Source organism: Kitasatospora sp. NPDC004614 (assembly GCF_042873675.1).
In the GTDB taxonomy this organism is placed as follows: Bacteria; Actinomycetota; Actinomycetes; order Streptomycetales; family Streptomycetaceae; genus Kitasatospora.
The window spans coordinates 636,532-654,323 of record NZ_JBIALR010000002.1; the positions used below are offsets into that span (position 1 = coordinate 636,532).

The 17,792-nt window shown below is 72.9% G+C and carries 15 protein-coding genes; 11 read left to right on the top strand and 4 right to left on the bottom strand.

The annotated features are described in order from the left end of the window. Positions 1-82 precede the first annotated feature (82 nt). Positions 83-358, bottom strand: a complete 276-nt coding sequence (tatA, locus tag ACFYST_RS08530; RefSeq protein ID WP_387860935.1) for a Sec-independent protein translocase subunit TatA — start codon at positions 356-358, stop codon at positions 83-85. Between the two features lie 142 nt (positions 359-500). Then, positions 501-2,033, bottom strand: coding sequence for an MFS transporter (locus ACFYST_RS08535; protein WP_387860937.1), 1,533 nt, complete (start codon positions 2,031-2,033; stop codon positions 501-503). A 109-nt stretch (positions 2,034-2,142) separates the two neighbouring features. Here ACFYST_RS08535 and ACFYST_RS08540 point away from each other — a divergent pair, with 109 nt between their 5' ends. Continuing rightward, on the top strand, positions 2,143-2,724 hold the full coding sequence (locus tag ACFYST_RS08540; protein ID WP_387860939.1) for a TetR/AcrR family transcriptional regulator: 582 nt from the start codon (positions 2,143-2,145) through the stop codon (positions 2,722-2,724). Between the two features lie 7 nt (positions 2,725-2,731). On the opposite strand, the gene ACFYST_RS08545 is transcribed toward ACFYST_RS08540, so the two are convergent. Continuing rightward, positions 2,732-3,067 carry a cupin gene (locus tag ACFYST_RS08545; RefSeq protein ID WP_387638917.1) on the bottom strand — a complete coding sequence of 112 codons (336 nt, stop codon included), beginning with the start codon at positions 3,065-3,067 and terminating at the stop codon, positions 2,732-2,734. A gap of 134 nt (positions 3,068-3,201) precedes the next feature. On the opposite strand from ACFYST_RS08545, the gene ACFYST_RS08550 reads away from it, so the two are divergent. Then, complete coding sequence (locus ACFYST_RS08550; RefSeq protein ID WP_387638915.1) at positions 3,202-3,459, top strand: hypothetical protein; 258 nt, start codon at positions 3,202-3,204, stop codon at positions 3,457-3,459. A 57-nt stretch (positions 3,460-3,516) separates the two neighbouring features. Here the strand turns inward: ACFYST_RS08550 and ACFYST_RS08555 are convergent, their stop codons facing one another. Continuing rightward, positions 3,517-4,674 (bottom strand): acyl-CoA dehydrogenase family protein, encoded by a 1,158-nt coding sequence (locus ACFYST_RS08555; RefSeq protein WP_387643885.1) that lies wholly within the window; start codon positions 4,672-4,674, stop codon positions 3,517-3,519. 227 nt (positions 4,675-4,901) lie between these two features. Here ACFYST_RS08555 and ACFYST_RS08560 point away from each other — a divergent pair, with 227 nt between their 5' ends. The 9 genes from ACFYST_RS08560 (at position 4,902) to ACFYST_RS08600 (ending at position 17,787) form a co-directional block, all read left to right on the top strand. Beyond that, complete coding sequence (locus tag ACFYST_RS08560) at positions 4,902-5,636, top strand: NYN domain-containing protein (RefSeq protein WP_387643887.1); 735 nt, start codon at positions 4,902-4,904, stop codon at positions 5,634-5,636. Positions 5,637-5,858: 222 nt separating this feature from the next. After that, complete coding sequence (locus tag ACFYST_RS08565; RefSeq protein WP_387643890.1) at positions 5,859-7,829, top strand: ATP-binding protein; 1,971 nt, start codon at positions 5,859-5,861, stop codon at positions 7,827-7,829. Beyond that, entirely contained in the window at positions 7,826-10,159 is a 2,334-nt protein-coding gene (locus ACFYST_RS08570) for a tetratricopeptide repeat protein (protein WP_387860941.1), read from the top strand. Before ACFYST_RS08565 ends, ACFYST_RS08570 begins: the two co-directional genes overlap by 4 nt. Before the next feature lie 120 nt (positions 10,160-10,279). Then, complete coding sequence (locus ACFYST_RS08575; RefSeq protein WP_387860943.1) at positions 10,280-10,834, top strand: Uma2 family endonuclease; 555 nt, start codon at positions 10,280-10,282, stop codon at positions 10,832-10,834. Positions 10,835-10,957: 123 nt separating this feature from the next. Beyond that, a complete protein-coding gene (locus tag ACFYST_RS08580; RefSeq protein WP_387643896.1) occupies positions 10,958-12,673 on the top strand; it encodes a threonine/serine exporter ThrE family protein in 1,716 nt (571 codons plus the stop codon). Positions 12,674-12,713: 40 nt separating this feature from the next. Then, entirely contained in the window at positions 12,714-13,670 is a 957-nt protein-coding gene (locus ACFYST_RS08585) for a hypothetical protein (RefSeq protein ID WP_387643898.1), read from the top strand. 238 nt (positions 13,671-13,908) lie between these two features. After that, positions 13,909-15,153 (top strand): C40 family peptidase, encoded by a 1,245-nt coding sequence (locus tag ACFYST_RS08590; RefSeq protein ID WP_387860945.1) that lies wholly within the window; start codon positions 13,909-13,911, stop codon positions 15,151-15,153. 107 nt (positions 15,154-15,260) lie between these two features. After that, positions 15,261-16,280, top strand: coding sequence for a GNAT family N-acetyltransferase (locus ACFYST_RS08595; protein ID WP_387860947.1), 1,020 nt, complete (start codon positions 15,261-15,263; stop codon positions 16,278-16,280). Positions 16,281-16,491: 211 nt separating this feature from the next. Further along, positions 16,492-17,787 carry a GNAT family N-acetyltransferase gene (locus tag ACFYST_RS08600; RefSeq protein ID WP_387860949.1) on the top strand — a complete coding sequence of 432 codons (1,296 nt, stop codon included), beginning with the start codon at positions 16,492-16,494 and terminating at the stop codon, positions 17,785-17,787. The last annotated feature ends 5 nt before the right edge of the window (positions 17,788-17,792 follow it).

Genomic DNA, 17,792 nt, shown 5'->3' on the forward strand with positions numbered 1-17,792 from the left:
ATGCCGGAACCCCCGGACCGCCGAGGGGCGGTGCGGGGGTTCCGGAAGACCTTGCGACGTCGGCCCGGGGGGCCGGCGGGTGTCAGGCCGTGGTCGACTTGGGCGTCTCGGTGGCCTTGGTGACGACGGTCGGCTCGACGGCCTGGCGGGGCGCTTCGGCCTGCGAGGCGGCGGTGCCGTTCTGCGCCTCGGCGGCGGGGGCGTCGTCCTCGCGCAGGGCCTTGGTCTCGGCCTTCAGGATGCGCATCGACTTGCCGAGGCCGCGGGCCATCTCGGGCAGCTTCTTCGAGCCGAACAGCAGGACCAGCACCACCACCATGATGGCGATGTGCCAGGGCTCAAGACCGTTACGGAACATCCCTGACCACCGGTCCTTTCGTGGAAGTTCTCGCTGTGACGTCTGGGCCGGACGGAACGCCCGACTCGGCCAGTATGCCTGGCGTTATCGGCGAACGTATACACCCGCTGGCAAACAGCGGCCGAAATGCAGGTGATACGGGTCATGTGGTCTGTACCACCTGGGAGTTCTTCGCGGCGGGCTGCCCGACGGGGCGCAGGTGGCGCATCAGCAGGTGGGCGGCGAGGGCGGCGCCGAGCATCACCAGGACTCCGACCACCGCGGCGACGTGCATTCCGGCGGTGAAGGCGTCGCGGGCGGTGGCGAGAAGTCGGTCGGCGGCGTCGGCGGGCAGCCGGGCGGCGGTGGTGACGGCCCCGCCGAGGGTGTCGCGGGCGGCGTCGGGGGCGGAGCCGTCCATCCGGGCCCGGTAGATCGCGGCGCCGGCTGCGCCGAGCACCGCGATGCCGAGCGAGCTGCCGAGTTCCTGGGCGGTCTCGGAGGTGGCCCCGGCGGCGCCGGCCCGTTCGGCGGGGGCGGCGGAGAGCACCATTTCCCCGGTGATGCTGACGGTGCCGACCGCGCCGGCGGCGATGATCCCGGCGGCGACCAGCGGCAGGGCCAGCGAGGAGCCGGGGACGACGAAGGCCATCGCGGCGAAGCCGGCGGCGCTGGCCAGGAAGCCGCTGGTGAGCAGGATCGCGGGCCGCACCTTGCCGGCCAGGGCGCCGAAGCCGCCGACCGCCGCGCCGACCCCGACGCTGGGCAGCAGCGCCCACAGCGAGGCGGCGAGCGGGCCGTAGCCCTTGACCAGCTGCAGGTACTGGGAGGTGAAGAGGCAGAAGCCCATCATGGCGAACATCGCGATGGTGTTGACGGTGATCGCCCCGCTGTAGGTGCGGATCCGGAACAGCGAGACGTCGAGCAGCGGGTTCGCGGCGGTGCGCAGCCGCACGGCGAGGCCGGCGCCGATCAGCAGGCCGGCGACGAGGGCGAGCACCGGGAGCGGGCTCCAGCCGTCCACCGCGAGGGTCTTGATGCCGTAGACGACCGGCAGCACCGTGCCGATGGACAGGGCGGCGCCGAGCAGGTCGAAGCGGCCCTCCTGCGGGGCGCGGTACTCGGGGAGCAGGAACGGCGCGGCGGCCATCACCAGCAGCATCACGGGGACGGCGATCAGGAAGGCCGAGCCCCACCAGTAGTGCTCCAGCAGCAGCCCGCCGACCACCGGCCCGAGGGTGGCGCCGGCCATCATCACGCCGCTCCAGGCGCCGATCGCGGCCTGCCGCTGCTTGGCGTCCGGGAACATGTTGCGCACCAGGGCCAGGGTGGAGGGCCCGAAGACCGCTCCGGCGATGCCCAGCAGGGCCCGGGCGGCGATCAGCTGGTTCGCCCCGTCCGCCCAGGCGGCCACCAGTGAGGCGGCGGCGAAGGCGGCGGTGCCGCCGATCAGCAGTTTGCGCCGGCCGATCCGGTCGCCGAGGGCGCCCATCGGGATCAGCAGCCCGGCCAGCAGGAACGAGTACATGTCCATGATCCACAGCTGCTGGGTGCCGCTGGGCCGCAGGTCGGTGGCGATGAACGGGGCGGCGAAGAACAGCACGCCCATGTCCATGGCGAGGACGAGGGTCGGCAGCAGGAGGAGGGCGAGGCCCAGCCATTCGCGTCGGCCGGCGCGGCCGTGGTCGGAGGTCATGCCGAGGACTGTACGGACGTCTTGCACGGCTGTCTAGTACAAGCGTCTAAATCGAATGTGCCAGACGTTCGAGCAAGACAACCGTCTTGGACTGCCGTAGCATCGGCGCATGGGAAATCGCGAGGACCTGCTGGCCAGCGCCAAGTACTGCCTGTACGAGAAGGGCTACGGGCGCACCACCGCCCGGGACATCGCCACCGGGGCGGGCGTCAGCCTCGCCGCGATCGGCTACCACTACGGCTCCAAGGACGCGCTGCTGATCCAGGCGCTGGTGGAGGCGATGGGGGAGTGGGGCAGCGCCATCGGCTCCGCACTGGCCTCCTCGGCGGACATCGCCGACCCGAAAGAGCGGTTCGTCCGCTCCTGGGACGCGATGCGGGACAGCTTCGCCACCCACCGGGGCCTGTGGACGGTGCAGTTCGAGATCCTCGGACAGCTGGAGAACCTGCCGAAGCTGCGCGAGCAGCTGGCCGAGGCGCAGAAGCTGGGCCGGCTCGGCCTGGCCGCGCTGTTCCAGGGGAAGGCCGAGCACGAGGACACCCCGGACGAACTCGCCAAGGGCGTCTTCTACCAGTCGCTGCTGCTCGGCCAGGCCGCGCACTGGCTGATCGACCCGGACGGGGTGCCCGGCGGCGAGGACTACCTGCGGGCGATGGCGCTGGTGTCCGGCGAGGTGCTCGGCCGGTCCTGAGGTGGCGTCAGGCGGTGACGGCGGTGAGCAGCACCACCGCGTCGGTGTGGGCGAGCAGGCCGTGCCGCTCCTGCGGGACGGAGTGCAGCTCGCCCGCCGACGCGTCCTGCTGCCGGCCGGCCACGGTCAGCGCGACCCGGCCGCGCAGCACCTGGAGGCTGGCGGCGACCGGGGCGTTGTGCTCGTCCAGCGAGGCCCCGGCGCGCAGCGCGATCACCGTCTGCCGCAGGACGCCGTCGTGCAGCAGCAGGTGGGCGCTGCGGCCGTGCGGGCTGGTGGCGGCCTTGGCGGCGTGCTCCTCGGCCAGCGCGTTCAGGTCGATCCGGGCCGGCTGCTCGGTCATCGCGTTCTCCTCCTTCGGCCCCCGGGGCCGACCCTAGGCAGGGTTGGCGGGCGGCGCGCGCTGAGCCACGCGCAGGGGGCAACGCGGGGCCCGTTCGGCGTGCGGGGCCCGGGAGGCGGCCCGATGGTGGTGCTATGGCGACCAATCAGAAATTCATCGACGGTTTTCAGGTGAACCGCGGCATGCTCACTGTCGGCGTGGCCCTCACGGGAATCGGCGCCCTCGTAGGACTGACCGGTACGGTCCTGGTCTGCGTGACCCTGGCGAACGCGGGCCGGGGCTGGATCCAGCAGCTGGAGACCCATCCGGCCGCGCTCGCGCAGCGCACCCTGCACCAGGCGAAGGCCGCGTCGGCGGCCGGACTGGAGGCCTGGCGCGCCGGTGCGAACTGACCGAGGACGTGACGGAGGCGGGCACCCGGCCGGGTGCCCGCCTCCGTCACGTCCTGACTACAGGCCGAGCGACTTCGCGATGATGGTGCGCATGACCTCGCTGGTGCCGCCGTAGATCCGGAACACCCGGTTGTCGGTGTAGAGGCGGGCGATCGGGTACTCCAGGATGTAGCCGTAACCGCCGTGCAGCTGGAGGCACTTGTCGATCACCTCGGAGGCCGACTCGGTGCAGAACAGCTTGGCCGCGGCGGCGTCCGCGACCGTCAGCTCGCCGTTCTGGTACAGCTCCAGCGCCTGGTCGACCATGGCCTGCTGGGCGAGCACCTGGGCCTGGCAGTCGGCCAGCGAGAACTTGGTGTTCTGGAACTCGGCGACGGCCTTGCCGAACACCTTGCGCTCCTTGACGTACTTCACCGCGAACTGCACCGCGGCGGCGGCCGAGGCGTACGCGCCGACCGCGATCGCCAGGCGCTCCTGCACCAGGTTGTGGGTCAGGTAGGAGAACGCCTTGCCCTCCTCGCCGAGCAGGTTCTCCACCGGGACCTTGACGTCGGTGAAGGCCAGTTCGGCGGTGTCCGAGGTGCGCAGGCCGATCTTCTGCAGCTTGCGGCCGACCGAGTAACCCTCGGAGGTGGTGTCCACGCACAGGATGGACAGGCCCGCGCGGCGGTCCGCCGGGTCGTACGGCGCGGTGCGGCAGACCACCAGGACCAGGTCGGCCAGCACGCCGCCGGTGATGAAGGTCTTGGCGCCGTTGAGCACATAGTGGGTGCCGTCGGCGGACAGCTTCGCGGTGGTGGCGATGCCCGCCAGGTCGGAGCCCGCGCCCGGCTCGGTCATCGCGATCGCGGTCATGATGTCGCCCGAGACGAAGCCCGGCAGCCAGCGCTGCTTCTGCTCCTCGGACGCGTACTCCATCAGGTACGGCAGCACCAGGCCGGTGTGCACGCCGGAGGAGCCGAAGGTGACGCCCGCGCGGGCGGTCTCCTCGTAGATCACCGCCTGGTACTTGAAGCCGGTCTCGCCGGCGCCGCCGTACTCCTCCGGGACCTCGATGCCGTAGACGCCGAGCTCGCCCAGCTTGCGGTAGAAGTCGCGCGGCGGGTGGCCGGCCTCCTCCCAGCTCTCGTAGACCGGGACGACCTCGTTCGCGATGAAGTCCCGGATGGTCTCCCGGAACGCCTCGTGGTCCTCGTTGTACACGGTGCGGCGCACGGTGCGCTCCCTTCGGCGGCCGGCCGGCTGGTGCCCGGCTGGTTGGTCGGCGCAGCCAAGTTAATCGCCGGTAGCTTGCGGTGTCCAGGGTCGGCGGACGCCCGTTGGACGGCGCATCGGCCGAGGTCAGCCGAACCGTCGACGGACCTCCGGGCGCAGGCGTCGGAAGGGTCTGCTGGGATGGGCTCCGGGGCACGCGTGCCTCGGCCGATCGCGACGGGAGCCGCATGAACAACGAGAACACCGCGAAGCTGGCGGTGCTGATCGACGCCGACAACGCCCAGGCGTCGATCGTCGAGCACCTGCTGGCGGAGGTCGCCAAGTACGGGACGGCGCACGTCAAGCGGGCCTACGGGGACTGGACCGGCACCGCGCTGAAGGGCTGGAAGGCGCAGCTGCTGGAGCACTCGATCCAGCCGATGCAGCAGTTCGCGTACACCACCGGCAAGAACGCGACCGACGCCGCGATGGTGATCGACGCGATGGACCTGCTGTACACCGGCCGGTTCGACGGCTTCTGCCTGGTCTCCAGCGACAGCGACTTCACCAGGCTGGCCTCCCGGATCCGCGAGTCCGGGCTGACGGTGTACGGGTTCGGGGAGCGCAAGACGCCCCGGGCCTTCGTCGCCGCCTGCGACAAGTTCATCTACGCCGAGAACCTGACCCCGATCGCGCATGCCGTCGCGCTGGCCGAGCCGATCGAGCCCGGGCAGTTGGACGGGGCGATGGCCGCCCTGCTGCACAGCGTGCTGGAGTCGGCGTCCGGGGACGACGGCTGGGCGCACCTCGGTGAGGTCGGCAACCAGATCCGCAAGCGCAAGCCGGACTTCGACCCGCGCACCTACGGGTTCCCCAAGCTGATGCCGCTGCTGGAGGCGAACGGCCAGTTCGAGGTGGTCAAGCGCGACCACGGCGAAGGCAACCCGCCGGTGGCCTATGCGCGGACCCGCCGCCAGAGCTGAAATTCGGGGCCGTGGTGGTCTCTCTGCAAACTGGTGCGAAAGTCGTACCGGGGGCGGCCGCACGTTTCCCCGGCGCCCGTAAATGGCTTGTGATTTCGGCCGGTTGGCGGGATCCGGGGTGATCACCCGTGTGGTGGCCGGGAGTTGACCGAGTATCGACAGAAATCGAGGAAATCCGAAAACAGTGGTCGCCTGATTGTCGTACTGGCACACTGGGGCCTCATGTCTGATGGCCTTCCCCCCGTTTCCGGCGCCGACGGAAGTGGCGTCGAATTCCCCGCGTCCGAGAACTCCGAGAATCTCCGCACCACGGAGGTCGACCTCGGTGGCCTGGTCGGCGTGCTCGCCACGCACCTCTACTCGACACCACTGGTGGCGCTGCGCGAACTGGTGCAGAACGCCCACGACTCGCACACCCGGCGCAGGCTGGAGGACCCGGAGAGCACCTACCGGCCACTGATCCGGGTCACCGGCGACCCGGCGGCCCGGACGGTGGCGATCGAGGACAACGGGGCCGGGCTCACCGAACCGGAGATCCACGCCTACCTGGCCACCGTCGGCACCGGCTACACCCGGATGCTGCGCGACCTGACGGGCAACCAGGAACTCATCGGCGCTTTCGGACTGGGCTTCCTGTCGGCGTTCTCGGTCGCCGAGGAAGTGACCGTCACCACCGCCTCGCACCGCGAACCGCACGCCGCGCACACCTACCGCAGCCGCGGCGGCGAGCAGTACAGCGTCGAGCCCGCCGCACCCCGCCCCGCGGCCGGCACCGTGGTGACCCTGCGGCTCAAGCCCGAGCACGCCCACCTCGCCGACCAGGAGGCGCTGCGCGAAGTCCTCGCCCGGTACTGCGTGCTGCTGCCCATCGACGTGTTCGTCGGCGACGACGACGAGGCCGTCAACAACGTCGCGGTGCCGTGGCGGCAGGACCTGCCAGGCTCGCCCTACCTGCACCGGATGCGCTTCGCCACCGCCTTCGCCCGCAGCTTCGAACCGCTGACCGCGTTCCCCGTCCAGCCCGCCGACGACCGCACCGACGCCGTCGGCCTGCTCTGGGTCCAGGACGGCGGCACCTACGGCTCCAGCGACAACCGCGACCTCGCGGTCTACCTGCGCGGCATGCTGCTCGCCGACGACGCCCGCGACCTGCTGCCCAGCTGGGCCGGCTTCATCGGCGGCGTGGTCGAGTCCAGCCGGCTCACCCCCACCGCCAGCCGCGAGGACCTCCAGCGCGACGAGCACTACCGGGCCCTCCAGCAGGCCCTCACCGACGCCATCGTCGACGGCCTGTACGAGACCGCCCGGCTGCACCCCGCCGCCTGGCGGCGGATCCTCGCCCGGCACGGCCAGGAACTGCTCGGCGCCGCCCTCTGCGACGACCGGCTGTTCACCCTGCTCGCCGACGACGTCCCCGTCCCCACCTCGCAGGGCGAACTCACCGCCGGCGCCCTGCGCGCCGCCGGCTCCGGCGCCGTGCACGTAGCCCTCGGCAGCGGCGGCGGCTTCGAGGAGATGCTGTACCGCGCGATGCAGGTACCGATCGCCCGCGGCGACCGGTACGCCGTCCTGCCGTTCCTGCGCCGCTACGCGCAGCTGCGGGACTGCCGGATCGTCGAACTCGGCAGCGAGAGCGGCAACCGCGAACTGTTCCGCGCCCCCGACCTGCCGCTGCCCGCCGAACAGCACGCCTGGCTGAGCGCCGCACTCACCGACGACGGCGAACAGCTCGTCCCGGCCCGCTTCGACCCGCCCGGGCTGCCACTGGTGCTGGTGCCCGACCGCGAGGCCGAACTCAAGGCCCGGATCGAGGACGACCAGGCGGACGCCCGCATCCCGTCCGCCGCGCTGCGCCTCGCCCGGGCGTTCACCGCGCGCACCGACGGCACCGTCAAGGCCCGGCTCTACCTCAACCTGGCCTCGCCCGCCGTGCACGACCTGCTGGCCGCCTACCGCGCCGGACACACCGGGGCGGCCACCGCCGCCGCGCTGCTGCGCTCGCTGAAGGTGATCATGGCGGCGGCCTCCGGCTCGACGGGCGGCTCGGGCGGCTCGGGCGGCGACCTGACCGCCGCCCTCGGCGGCATCTCCACGGCGGTCGCCGCGCTCACCGCCGACGTCCCCGCCGACGGCCTGTCGGCGGTGCCCGACACCATCTCCGCAGACACTCCGCAGGGGGACGAGGAACGATGACCACCGACATCTGGTCCTGGGTGCACGACACCCACCGCCAGCTCGCCGAATCCGGCCAGCACCGGCTCGCCGACGCGCTCGCCGAGATCGCCGGCCACGCCGTCGAGGGCCGCAACGAGCAGCTCGACGCGATGTACCCCGAGGCGCTCGCCTCGGCCCGGGCCCTCGGCCTGCCCTGGGTGGAGGTCTTCCTGCGGCACTGGCGGCTGCAGAACCTGCTCAACAAGCGCTACCAGGGCGAGGCCGCGATGTCCGAGGCGGTGTCGCTGCTGGAGTTCGCGCACCGCGAGGAGACCGCCTCCTGCCCGCAATCGGTGTGCGCCGTCCAGGACTTCACCATCTGCCACGCCAACATCGACGGCCCCGGCTACGTGCCCGAGCGGCTCGCGGTGCTCGAGGAGACCCTGGAACGGGTCGAACCCGCCCGGGCCTGCTTCGACTGCCTCTCCCGCGAATACGCCGACACCCTGGAGGACGACGGCCGCCCCGCCGACGCCCTCGGCTACCTCGACCGCGCGCAGACCCGGATCCAGGCCGCCGGCGAGAACGTCTCGCTGTCCTTCGCGCACAGCCGGGTATCCGCCCTGCACCGCCTCGGCCGGCACCAGGACGCCCTGGACGCCTACGACACCGCCGAACACGCCTACGTCGCCGCCGGGAACCGCCTCGACGACGACGACCGCCGCAAGCTCGCCGTCGGCCGCGCCCTCCAGCACGCCGCCCTCGGCCGCACCGCGACCGCCCTCGAACTGCTGCCCGACGCCGAAGAGGCCGACCGCTACCCCGACATCCGGCACCGCTGGACCGCCGCCGTCGAACTGCTCACCGCCGCGGGCGAGTTCCCCAACGACGCCGCCCTCGGCGCCCGGCTGGCCGGCTGGGCCGGCGAACTCGACGCCGCCGGCTCCCACCGCCCCTGCCTCGACCTGGTGCTGACGGCCGGCCGGCTCGCCCTCGCCCGCGGCGCCCGCGAGGTCGCCCTCACGCTGGCCCGCACCGGCACCCGCAAGCTCGGCCGGTTGCGCCGCACCGACGGCGTCGCCGAGCAGGTGGCCGCTCTGCGGGCCGCCGCCGAAGCCCTGCCCCACCCCGAACTGCCCGTTCCTGCCGACGAGTTGCCGCAGTGGCTGGCCGAGCACCGCCCCGAGCCGGAGACCGGCGCCGACCTGCTGGCCGCCGCCCTCGCCGGCGACGACGCACCCGACACCGTCCTGGTGCTCAACCTGGCCGGCGCGCTCGGGGCCCTCGGCCACGCCCGCGCCGTCACCGAACTGCTCTGGGCCCAGCTCGAACTCGACCCCGACAGCGACTACCTCACCGGCATGCTCGGCCAGCTGCTGATCGACGCCGAGGACGGCGACGGCATCGACCGGCTCGCCGACCGGCTGTCCGCCGACCCCGCCGACGCGCACTGGCTGCGCGCCCGCTGGGCCGCCGCCCAGGGCCGCTGGGCGGAGGTCGGCGAGCAGTGCGCCGCCGTCCTCGTGCACGAACCGGACGCCCTCAACACCCGCCGGCTGGCCGCCTCCGCCGCCACCCGCCGCGGCGACCACGCCGAGGCCCAGCGGCTCTACGAGGAGCTGCTGGAGCACGCCCTCGACCCCGCCGAGGCCGGCGAGGACGAGGAACACCGCACCGTTCAGCCCCCCGACCTCTGGCACCTCGCCACCGCCGCCACCGCCAACCGCGACTGGCCGGCCGTCCGCGCCGCCGGCGCCCGCCTCGGCATCGAGTTCGACACCGACAGCGGCCCGATCGACGAGGAGTGGCAGCTGATCGAACTCCGCGCCCCCCGCCTGGGCGGCACCACCGTCGACCTGCCCGCCCTGCGCACCGGCCCCGCCACCGCCCGGGTGCTGCCGGTCCTCGGCGACGACCACGACCTCAACCACGGCGACGTCGTGGTGTTCTCCCCCGCCGTTCTCAACGACCGCCCCGAACCCGGCGAGGAGGACGACTGGCACCCGGTCTTCGAATACCTCACCCTGCTCGACCCGGCCGGCTACACCACCTACTGGATCGACGGCGCCCGCCCCGACGACGACACCTGGTACGCCCTGCGCGGCGCCCTCCAGGAAGCCGGCTACGCGGTCTGGGCCTACAGCGGCGACCAGTACCGCATCACCGACCCGCACCACGACGGCGAAACCCTCCCCGGCATCTACGCCGCCCTCGGCGTCCCGCCCACCGCCTCCGCCAAGGAAGCCGACATCCTCCTCACCGACCTCACCGCCTCCTGGCCCCACCCCCTCGCCTGGCCCGCCCTAGCCGAAGCCGCCGGCGCCGACCTCGAACGCCACCGCACGATCGTCGACGACTACGACCTGTAGGCCCTCCCGCCGACGGCCCGCGGTCCGGTCATCTCCGGGCCGCGGGCCGTCGGAGCCGGGTACCGTGAGACGTGCAGGCATCGGGGCGGACACCGCGCGTGGATCGAGAGGGAGCCGGGCATGAGCGCACAGCCGATCGCGTACGGCGACGTGGACCACGAGGCGGCACTGAAGTACGCGGTGCAGCTCATCGACCACCGGTGGGCCGAGGTCATCGAGGGGCGGATCGTTCTGGTGTCACCGATGTGGGATCACGAACGCCTCGTCGCCCGGATCCGCCGGCAGCTCGACGCCCGGATCGACGAACTCGGCTGCGTCAGCGGCTCCGGCAACCTCGACCTGCCCGGTTCCCCGAACTGGTACCTGGCCGACATCGCCGTCGTCCCGGACGACCTCGCCGTCGGGGCCGGCGCGCTCACTCCCGATCAGACCCTGCTGGTCGTCGAGGTCACCTCCGAGTCCAACGGCGACACCGACCGCGTCACCAAGCGCAAGCGCTACGCCCAGTACGGGGCGCCGCTCTACCTGCTCGCCGACCGGCAGAGTCGCGAGTGCACCCTGTTCTCCGAGCCGCATGACCTGGGCTACGCGGTGGTGGACGGCCCGCATCCGTTCGGCACGCCGATCCGCCTGCCGAAGCCGTTCGACCTGGTCCTGGACACCACGCGTTTCTGAGTGCGCTGTCGTGAGTCCGACGGCAGTGGCCACCCCTTGTTCGCACCGGCGAGGGGGATCGGGCAAGGTGGGAGCCAGTAGGCAGCCCGACCGGGCGGCTGCCGGGGTGGCGGAGGAAGTGTCGTGTCCGAACGCAAGCCGGAGGGCGCACCGGCGCAGGAGGCGCCGCCCACCGAAGGGCTGCTCGGGCCGGATGTGCCGCCCATCGAACGGACCGTCAGCGTTCCGCACGCGCCGGAGCCCGCGCAGACCGAGGGGTTGCTCGGGCACACCGAGACGGCGGAGGCCGCCGTCCGGGCGCGGAACCCGCTCGCGCAGGACACCCTCACGCCCGAGGAGTGGAACGCGGCCGGGTACACCCCGGCGTACGGGCTGGACCTGACCGAGCTGCACAAGGGCGCGCCCGGTGACGCCCCCTGGCCGGACCGGATGCGTACCCTGCTGCGCACCCCCATGGCCGAGCGGCCCGCGTTCGAGCGGACCCCGCGCGAGCTGCACCCGGCCGCCGGGGCGCAGGCCCAGCGCAACGTGCCCCGGGTACTGGACCTGTCGCTGCGGATCGGCGAGCTGCTGCTGGCCAGCGGCGAGGCCGCCGAGGACGTGGAGGCCGCGATGCTCGGCATCGCGCACGCCTACCGGCTCGACCACTGCGAACCGCAGGTCACCTTCACGCTGATCTCGATCTCCCACCAGCCTTCGCTGATCGACCCGCCGGTCACCGCGGACCGGGTGGTGCGCCGCCGCACCTCGGACTACACCCGGCTGGCCGCCGTGTACGAGCTGGTCGCGGACATCACGGCGGAGAAGGTCACCGTCAACGACGCCTACCGGCGCCTCGCCGGGATCCGCCGCAACCGGCACCCGTACCCGGCGTGGCTGCTGTCGCTGGCCACCGGGCTGCTGGCCGGCGCGGCGTCCTTCCTGGTCGGCGGGAAGCTCGACGGCAAGGCCTGGCTGGTGTTCGCGGCGGCCTTCGTCGCCGCCGTGGTCGGCGACCGGCTGGCCTCGTTCATCGCCCGCCGCGGGCTGCCGGAGTTCTACCAGTTCGTGATCGCCGCGATGCCCGCCGCGCTCTGCGGCATCCTGCTGTCCTTCAACGAGCTGCACCTGCGCGGCTCGGTGGTGATCACCGGTGGACTGTTCGCGCTGCTGCCCGGACGGGCCATGGTCGCCGCCGTGCAGGACGGCCTGACCGGTTTCTACATCACCGCCGCCGCCCGGCTGCTGGAAGTCGTGTACCTGGTCGCGGGCATCGTCATCGGCGTGATGCTGGTGCTGTACGTCGGCGTCAACTACAACGCCAAACTGCGGCCCGACGAGTCGATCGGCGGCACCAGCGCCTCCCCGCCGGTCCAGCTGATCGCCGCGATGGTGCTGGCGCTGGCCTTCGCGATGCTGCTGCAGACCGACCGGCGCTCGCTGCCGATGGTGGTGCTGAACGCCGGCATCGGCTGGTCCACGTACGGCGTGCTGGTCTACAACGCCGGGATCTCGGCGATCGTCGCGACCGGCCTGGCCGCCGGCCTGGTCGGCCTGTTCGGCCAGCTGCTGGCCCGCTTCGAGGCGTCCTCCGCGCTGCCGTACGTGACGGCCGCGATGGGCCCGCTGATGCCCGGTTCGGCGCTGTACCTGGGCATGCTGGCGTTCGCCCAGGGCCACCCGTCGAACGGGCTGGTGTCGGCGAGCCGGGCCGTGGCGCTCGCGATGGCGCTGGCCATCGGCGTCAACCTCGGTGGCGAGGTGGCCCGGCTGTTCCTGAAGAACCCGGGCGCCAGCGACCGCGAAGCCCCGCACCTGCTGATCCCGCGCCGGGCCGCGAAGCGCACCCGCGGCTTCTGACCCGGCCCGGCCGACCGTACCGAACCGAAGGCACCACCCGATGCTCAGTGCACTGCTCGACGGCTACCACCAGCACATCGTGGAGGCCCACAAGCAGCCGCTGTTCCTGCTGCTGGTCGGGTTCATCACCTCTTTCGTGTGCATCCGCTTCAGCACCCGGATGATCCGCGCCCAGGTCCGCTGGTGGCCCGGCAACATCACCCCCGGCGGGCTGCACATCCACCACATGGTGTTCGGCCTGGGCTTCCTGCTGCTCGGCGGCATCGGCGTGTTCGCCACCGGCGGCGGCCACCCGTGGATCGACTGGTTCGGCCTGTCCTTCGGCATCGGCTGCGGCCTGGTGCTGGACGAGTTCGCGCTGATCCTGCACCTGGACGACGTGTACTGGAGCGAACAGGGCCGCAAGTCCGTGGACGCGGTGATCCTCGGCATCCTGCTCACCGCGCTGCTGCTCACCGGGTACGTGCCGCTCGGCCTGGTGCCCGGGCAGAGCACCCGGTGGGGGGTGGTCGCGGTGATCGCGGGCAACGCGCTGATGAGCGTGGTCGCGCTGCTCAAGGGCAAGGTGTGGACGGGGCTGCTGGGCATCATGGTGCCCGGCCTGTCCTGGATCGGCGCGGTCCGGCTGGCCCGCCCGTCCAGCCCGTGGGCGCGCTGGCGGTACGTCGGCCGCCCCCGGCGGATGGCCCGGGCGAACCGGCGCGAGCGGCGGCTGCACGCCCGTACGGACCGGGCGCGCACCTGGCTGTTCGACCTGATCGCCGGGGCGCCCGACAAGGTGCCGGCCGGGCACCCCAAGGCGCACGCGGTGGCCGAGCGGATGGCCGCCAAGGCGCTGGCCCACCGCGACCAGCCGCGGCCGACGGGCGGGCGGCGGGCCGTTGCCGCGGCCACCGACCCGGCCCGCCGGGCCCGCGCCCAGCGCCGCCGCCGCACCGTCCGGGCCGGGCGGCCGCGCACCACCGCGACCGGCAAGCCGCCGCAGCGGGCACGCTGACGGACCACCGGATACCGGGCCCCGGGGACGCCGGCCGGTAGGGTTCGTGGGCGACCCACCCCCTTCGCGCAGGCGCCGGTTCCGACAATCGGACATCTCACCCGGGTGGCCGCATTGCGGTGGCGTCGACGCTCCGTCAGGTCTGAGAATCTGGCGGTGCGTGACCGAATTGTCACGTGATGGGACAGTCGGTCGATTCCTTTGGCCGATCACCAGAACGCGCCGAGGAAGGACCCTCATGCCCCGCAGGCTCCTCCCCGCCCTCCTCCTCGCCACCGCCACACTGCTCACCCTGCTGCCCGCCGCGAGCGCCCCCGCCGCCCCCGTCCCCGCCGTCCGGCCCGCCGACGACCCCGACGACGAGGCGTACCCGTCCGCCGAGGACGTCGCCCGGGCCAAGGCCGAGGCCGACGGCAAGGCCGCCGACGCCACCGACCTCGAAGCCCGGCTCGCCGCCGCCCGCACCGAACTCGACCGGATCGGGCAGGCCGCCGAACAGGCCGTCGAGGCGTACAACGGCGCCCTCGTCCGGCTCGCCAAGGCCCAGCAGGCGGCAACGGCCGCCGCCGCCCGCGCCGCCATCGCGGAGGCCGCCCGGGCCCGGGCCGCCGACCGGGCCGCCGGGCTCGCCGCCGAGATGTACCGGCAGGGCGCCTCCCCCCAACTTGCCGCGCTGGACGCCTTGCTGGGCTCCCGCGGCCCGAGCGAACTGTCCGTCCAGGCCGCCGCGGTCGGCGTCGCCGGCGCCCAGACCCGGCAGATCCTCGACGACGCCACCAGCACCGCGAAGGCCGCCGCCCGCGCCGCCGCCGACACCCGCCGCGCCGAGACCGCCGCCCGCACCGCCGCCGACACCGTCCGCACCGCCAAGGACGCCGCCCAGCAGCGGCTCGCCGACCAGCAGCGCCAGGTCACCGAGATCGGCCAACGCCAGAACACCCTGCTCGCCGAACTCGCCGCCGCCCGCGACACCAGCGTCGACCTCGAACGCCAACGCCAGGACGCGCTCGACGAGATCGCCCAGCGCGAGGCCGAGGAGGCCGCCCGCCAGGCCGAGACCGACCACGCCGGCGCCGGCCGGCTCCACCCCGCCCCCGAACGCGAACAGCCCTGGTCCGCCGAGGGCGCCGCGTCCGCCCTCGCCTTCGCCCGCTCCGTCATCGGCCTGCCCTACATCTGGGGCGGCGAAGGCCCCCAGGGCTACGACTGCTCCGGCCTGACCATGATGGCCTGGCGCCAGGGCGGCAAGAACCTCACCCACTTCGCCGCCGACCAGTACGCCGAATCCACCCCCGTCACCTACGACCGGCTCCGCCCCGGCGACCTGATCTTCTGGACCAAGACCGGCCGCGCCGCCGACATCTACCACGTCGCCATCTACCTCGGCGACGACCAGATGATCGAAGCCCCTCGCCCCGGCACCGCCATCAAGCAGGCCAGCCTCTGGATCATGGGACGCCCCGACTTCTACGCCCGTCCCTGACGGCCCGTCGGCATGCTGGCAGGGCGGGGCGGATGAATCCGAACACCCCCCGTCCCCGGTGGGAACGGCGCACACTGAAGCCCTTCCACAGCCGACACGGAGATCCGGTGACTCTCGACATACAGGCGCTCGATCCGAACCACGCCACTGAGCAGCAGCTGGCCGACTACCACGCGATGCGGGCCGCAGCCGTGGCAGTGGACTTCCCCGAGGATCCGCCGCTGACGTACGCGGCCGCGATCGGCCGCCTGCGCACACCGCCGGTCGAGGACGGACCGTGCCGCTTCTGGGCCGGCGACCTGGACGGGCGCCTGGCCGGTTCGGTCCGGGTCTCGCTGCCCGAGTCCTCGAACACCGGGATCGCCCAGGTCGAGGTCCACGTGCACCCCGCACTGCGGCGCCGCGGCGTCGGCACCGCACTGCTCCGGGCCGCGATGCCCGCGGTGCTGGAATCCCGGCGGGCCACCGTCCTCGGACAGCCCATGAAGCCCGACTCCGCCGGGGCCCCGTGGGCGGCCGGCCTCGGGTTCGAGGTGACACACAGCATGGTGATGCAGGTCCTGCGCCTCGCCACGACCCCCGCGCAGCTGTGGGAGGTGCCCGTCCCGACCGGCTACCGCCTGGCCCAATGGACGGGAACGACCCCCGAGCCGCTCATCGACTCCTACGCCGTGGCGCGGCAGGCCATCGAGGACGCCCCGACCGGCGAATCGAGCTACCGGGCGACCCGCTGGACCCCGGCCCGGATCCGCGAGACCGACCGCGAACTGGCGGACGCCGGTGCGGAGCAGCGGGTCGTCATCGCCATCGACGACACCACGGACCAGGTCGCCGGAGTCCACGTCGTCCACAACTACCCGCACCGCCGCGAGATCGGCTACATCCACGACACTTCCGTGCTGGCCGCGCACCGCGGCCACCGGCTCGGCGCGGCGATGAAGGCCGCCATGGCGCGTCGACTCGCCGACGAGCGACCGGACCTGGACATCGTCTGCACCACCACCGCGACCACCAACACCCACATGATCGGCATCAATCACGCACTCGGCTACCACACCGCCAGGACGATGAACTGGGTCGAGACCACCACGGCGAACCTCGCCGAGCGACTCGCCGCCATCGACTGAAGCCGCCGCGCTCAGAGGTGATGCACGGGGGCCGCCTCGTCCGCCCAGAGCCAATTGACCGGCGCGTACTGCCTCTTGAGCGCGTTGCTGGCGCGGGTGAGGCCGGCCTCCAGTTCCCAGTTCCGGCTGTCACGGACAGGTTCTGACGCGCCGTCGGCGACCGGTCGGAAAACCGGATGACGCGGTTCGGGGCCCGTCATACCGTGGCCGGATGGGCAACGACACGCAGCAGCACCGCGCCGACCAGGGCGTCGAGATCCGGCCGATCACCCGTGACGAACTCGCCGTGTGGGACCGGGCGATCGCCCGCGGCTTCCTGCGGCCGCACGTCGCCCCGGCGAAGGAGTGGCGGGAGGTGCTGTTCGAGCCGGGGCGGATGCAGGGCGCGTTCGACCACACCGACCCGACGCCGGACGGGCCGCGCTGCGTGGCCACCTTCCGCAGCTTCGACACCGAACTGACCGTCCCCGGCGGGGCCCGGCTGACGGTGGACGCGATCACCGCCGTCACCGTCAACTCCACCCACCGCCGGCGCGGGCTGCTCAGCGGCATGATGCGCTACGACCTGGCCGCCGCCCGCGAGCGCGGCCTGTCCGCGGCGATCCTGATCGCCGCCGAGTACAACATCTACGGCCGCTTCGGCTTCGGCCCGGCCACCTACGCCACCGGCTGGCGGGTGGACGTGCTGCGGGCCGGAGGCCTGCGGGCCGGGCTGCCCGTGCATGAGGGGCACCGGATCGACTTCGTCACGCTGGAGGAGGTCCGCAAGCTCGGCCCCGAGTTCTACGAGCGCTGGCGGCTCACCCAGCCCGGTGCGATCGGCCGCCCGGAGCACTGGTGGCGGCTGCGCACCGGTGACATCGAGCTGCCCGGTTTCGACTGGAAGGAGGGCTTCACCGCCCTCCACCGCACGGCCGACGGCACCGTTACCGGCCTGATCAATTACACCGTGGACGAGAAGTTCGACGGCGCCTACCCCAACTGCCCGCTGAACGTCCGGGACTTCCTGGCGCTCGACCAGCAGACCGCCAACGCGCTCTGGGAGTTCGCGTTCTCGGTCGACTGGGTGCGCCACGTGATCGTTGACGGCCTGCGGCCCGACGACCCGCTGCCGCTGCTGCTGAACGACCCGCGCGCCGCCGTCCCGCACGAGGAGGACTCCGACTTCACCTGGCTGCGCCTGCTCGACCTGCCCGCCGCGTTCGCCGCCCGCCAGTACACCGCCCCCGGCCGCCTGGTGCTGGACGTCACCGACCCCGAGGGCTGGACGGCCGGCCGCTGGGCGCTGGAGACGGCCGCCGACGGCACCGGCCGGATCGTCCCCACCGAGGACGCGGCGGACCTCGTTCTCGGCGTCGGCGCGCTCGGCACCCTCTACCTGGGCGCCGACACCGCCACCCGCCTGGCCGCGGCCGCCGTGGTCTCCGAACTCACCCCCGGGGCCGCCACGTTGGCCGACACCCTGCTCCGCCCCGCCCGCACCCCCTGGAACCCCGACAGCTTCTGACGGAG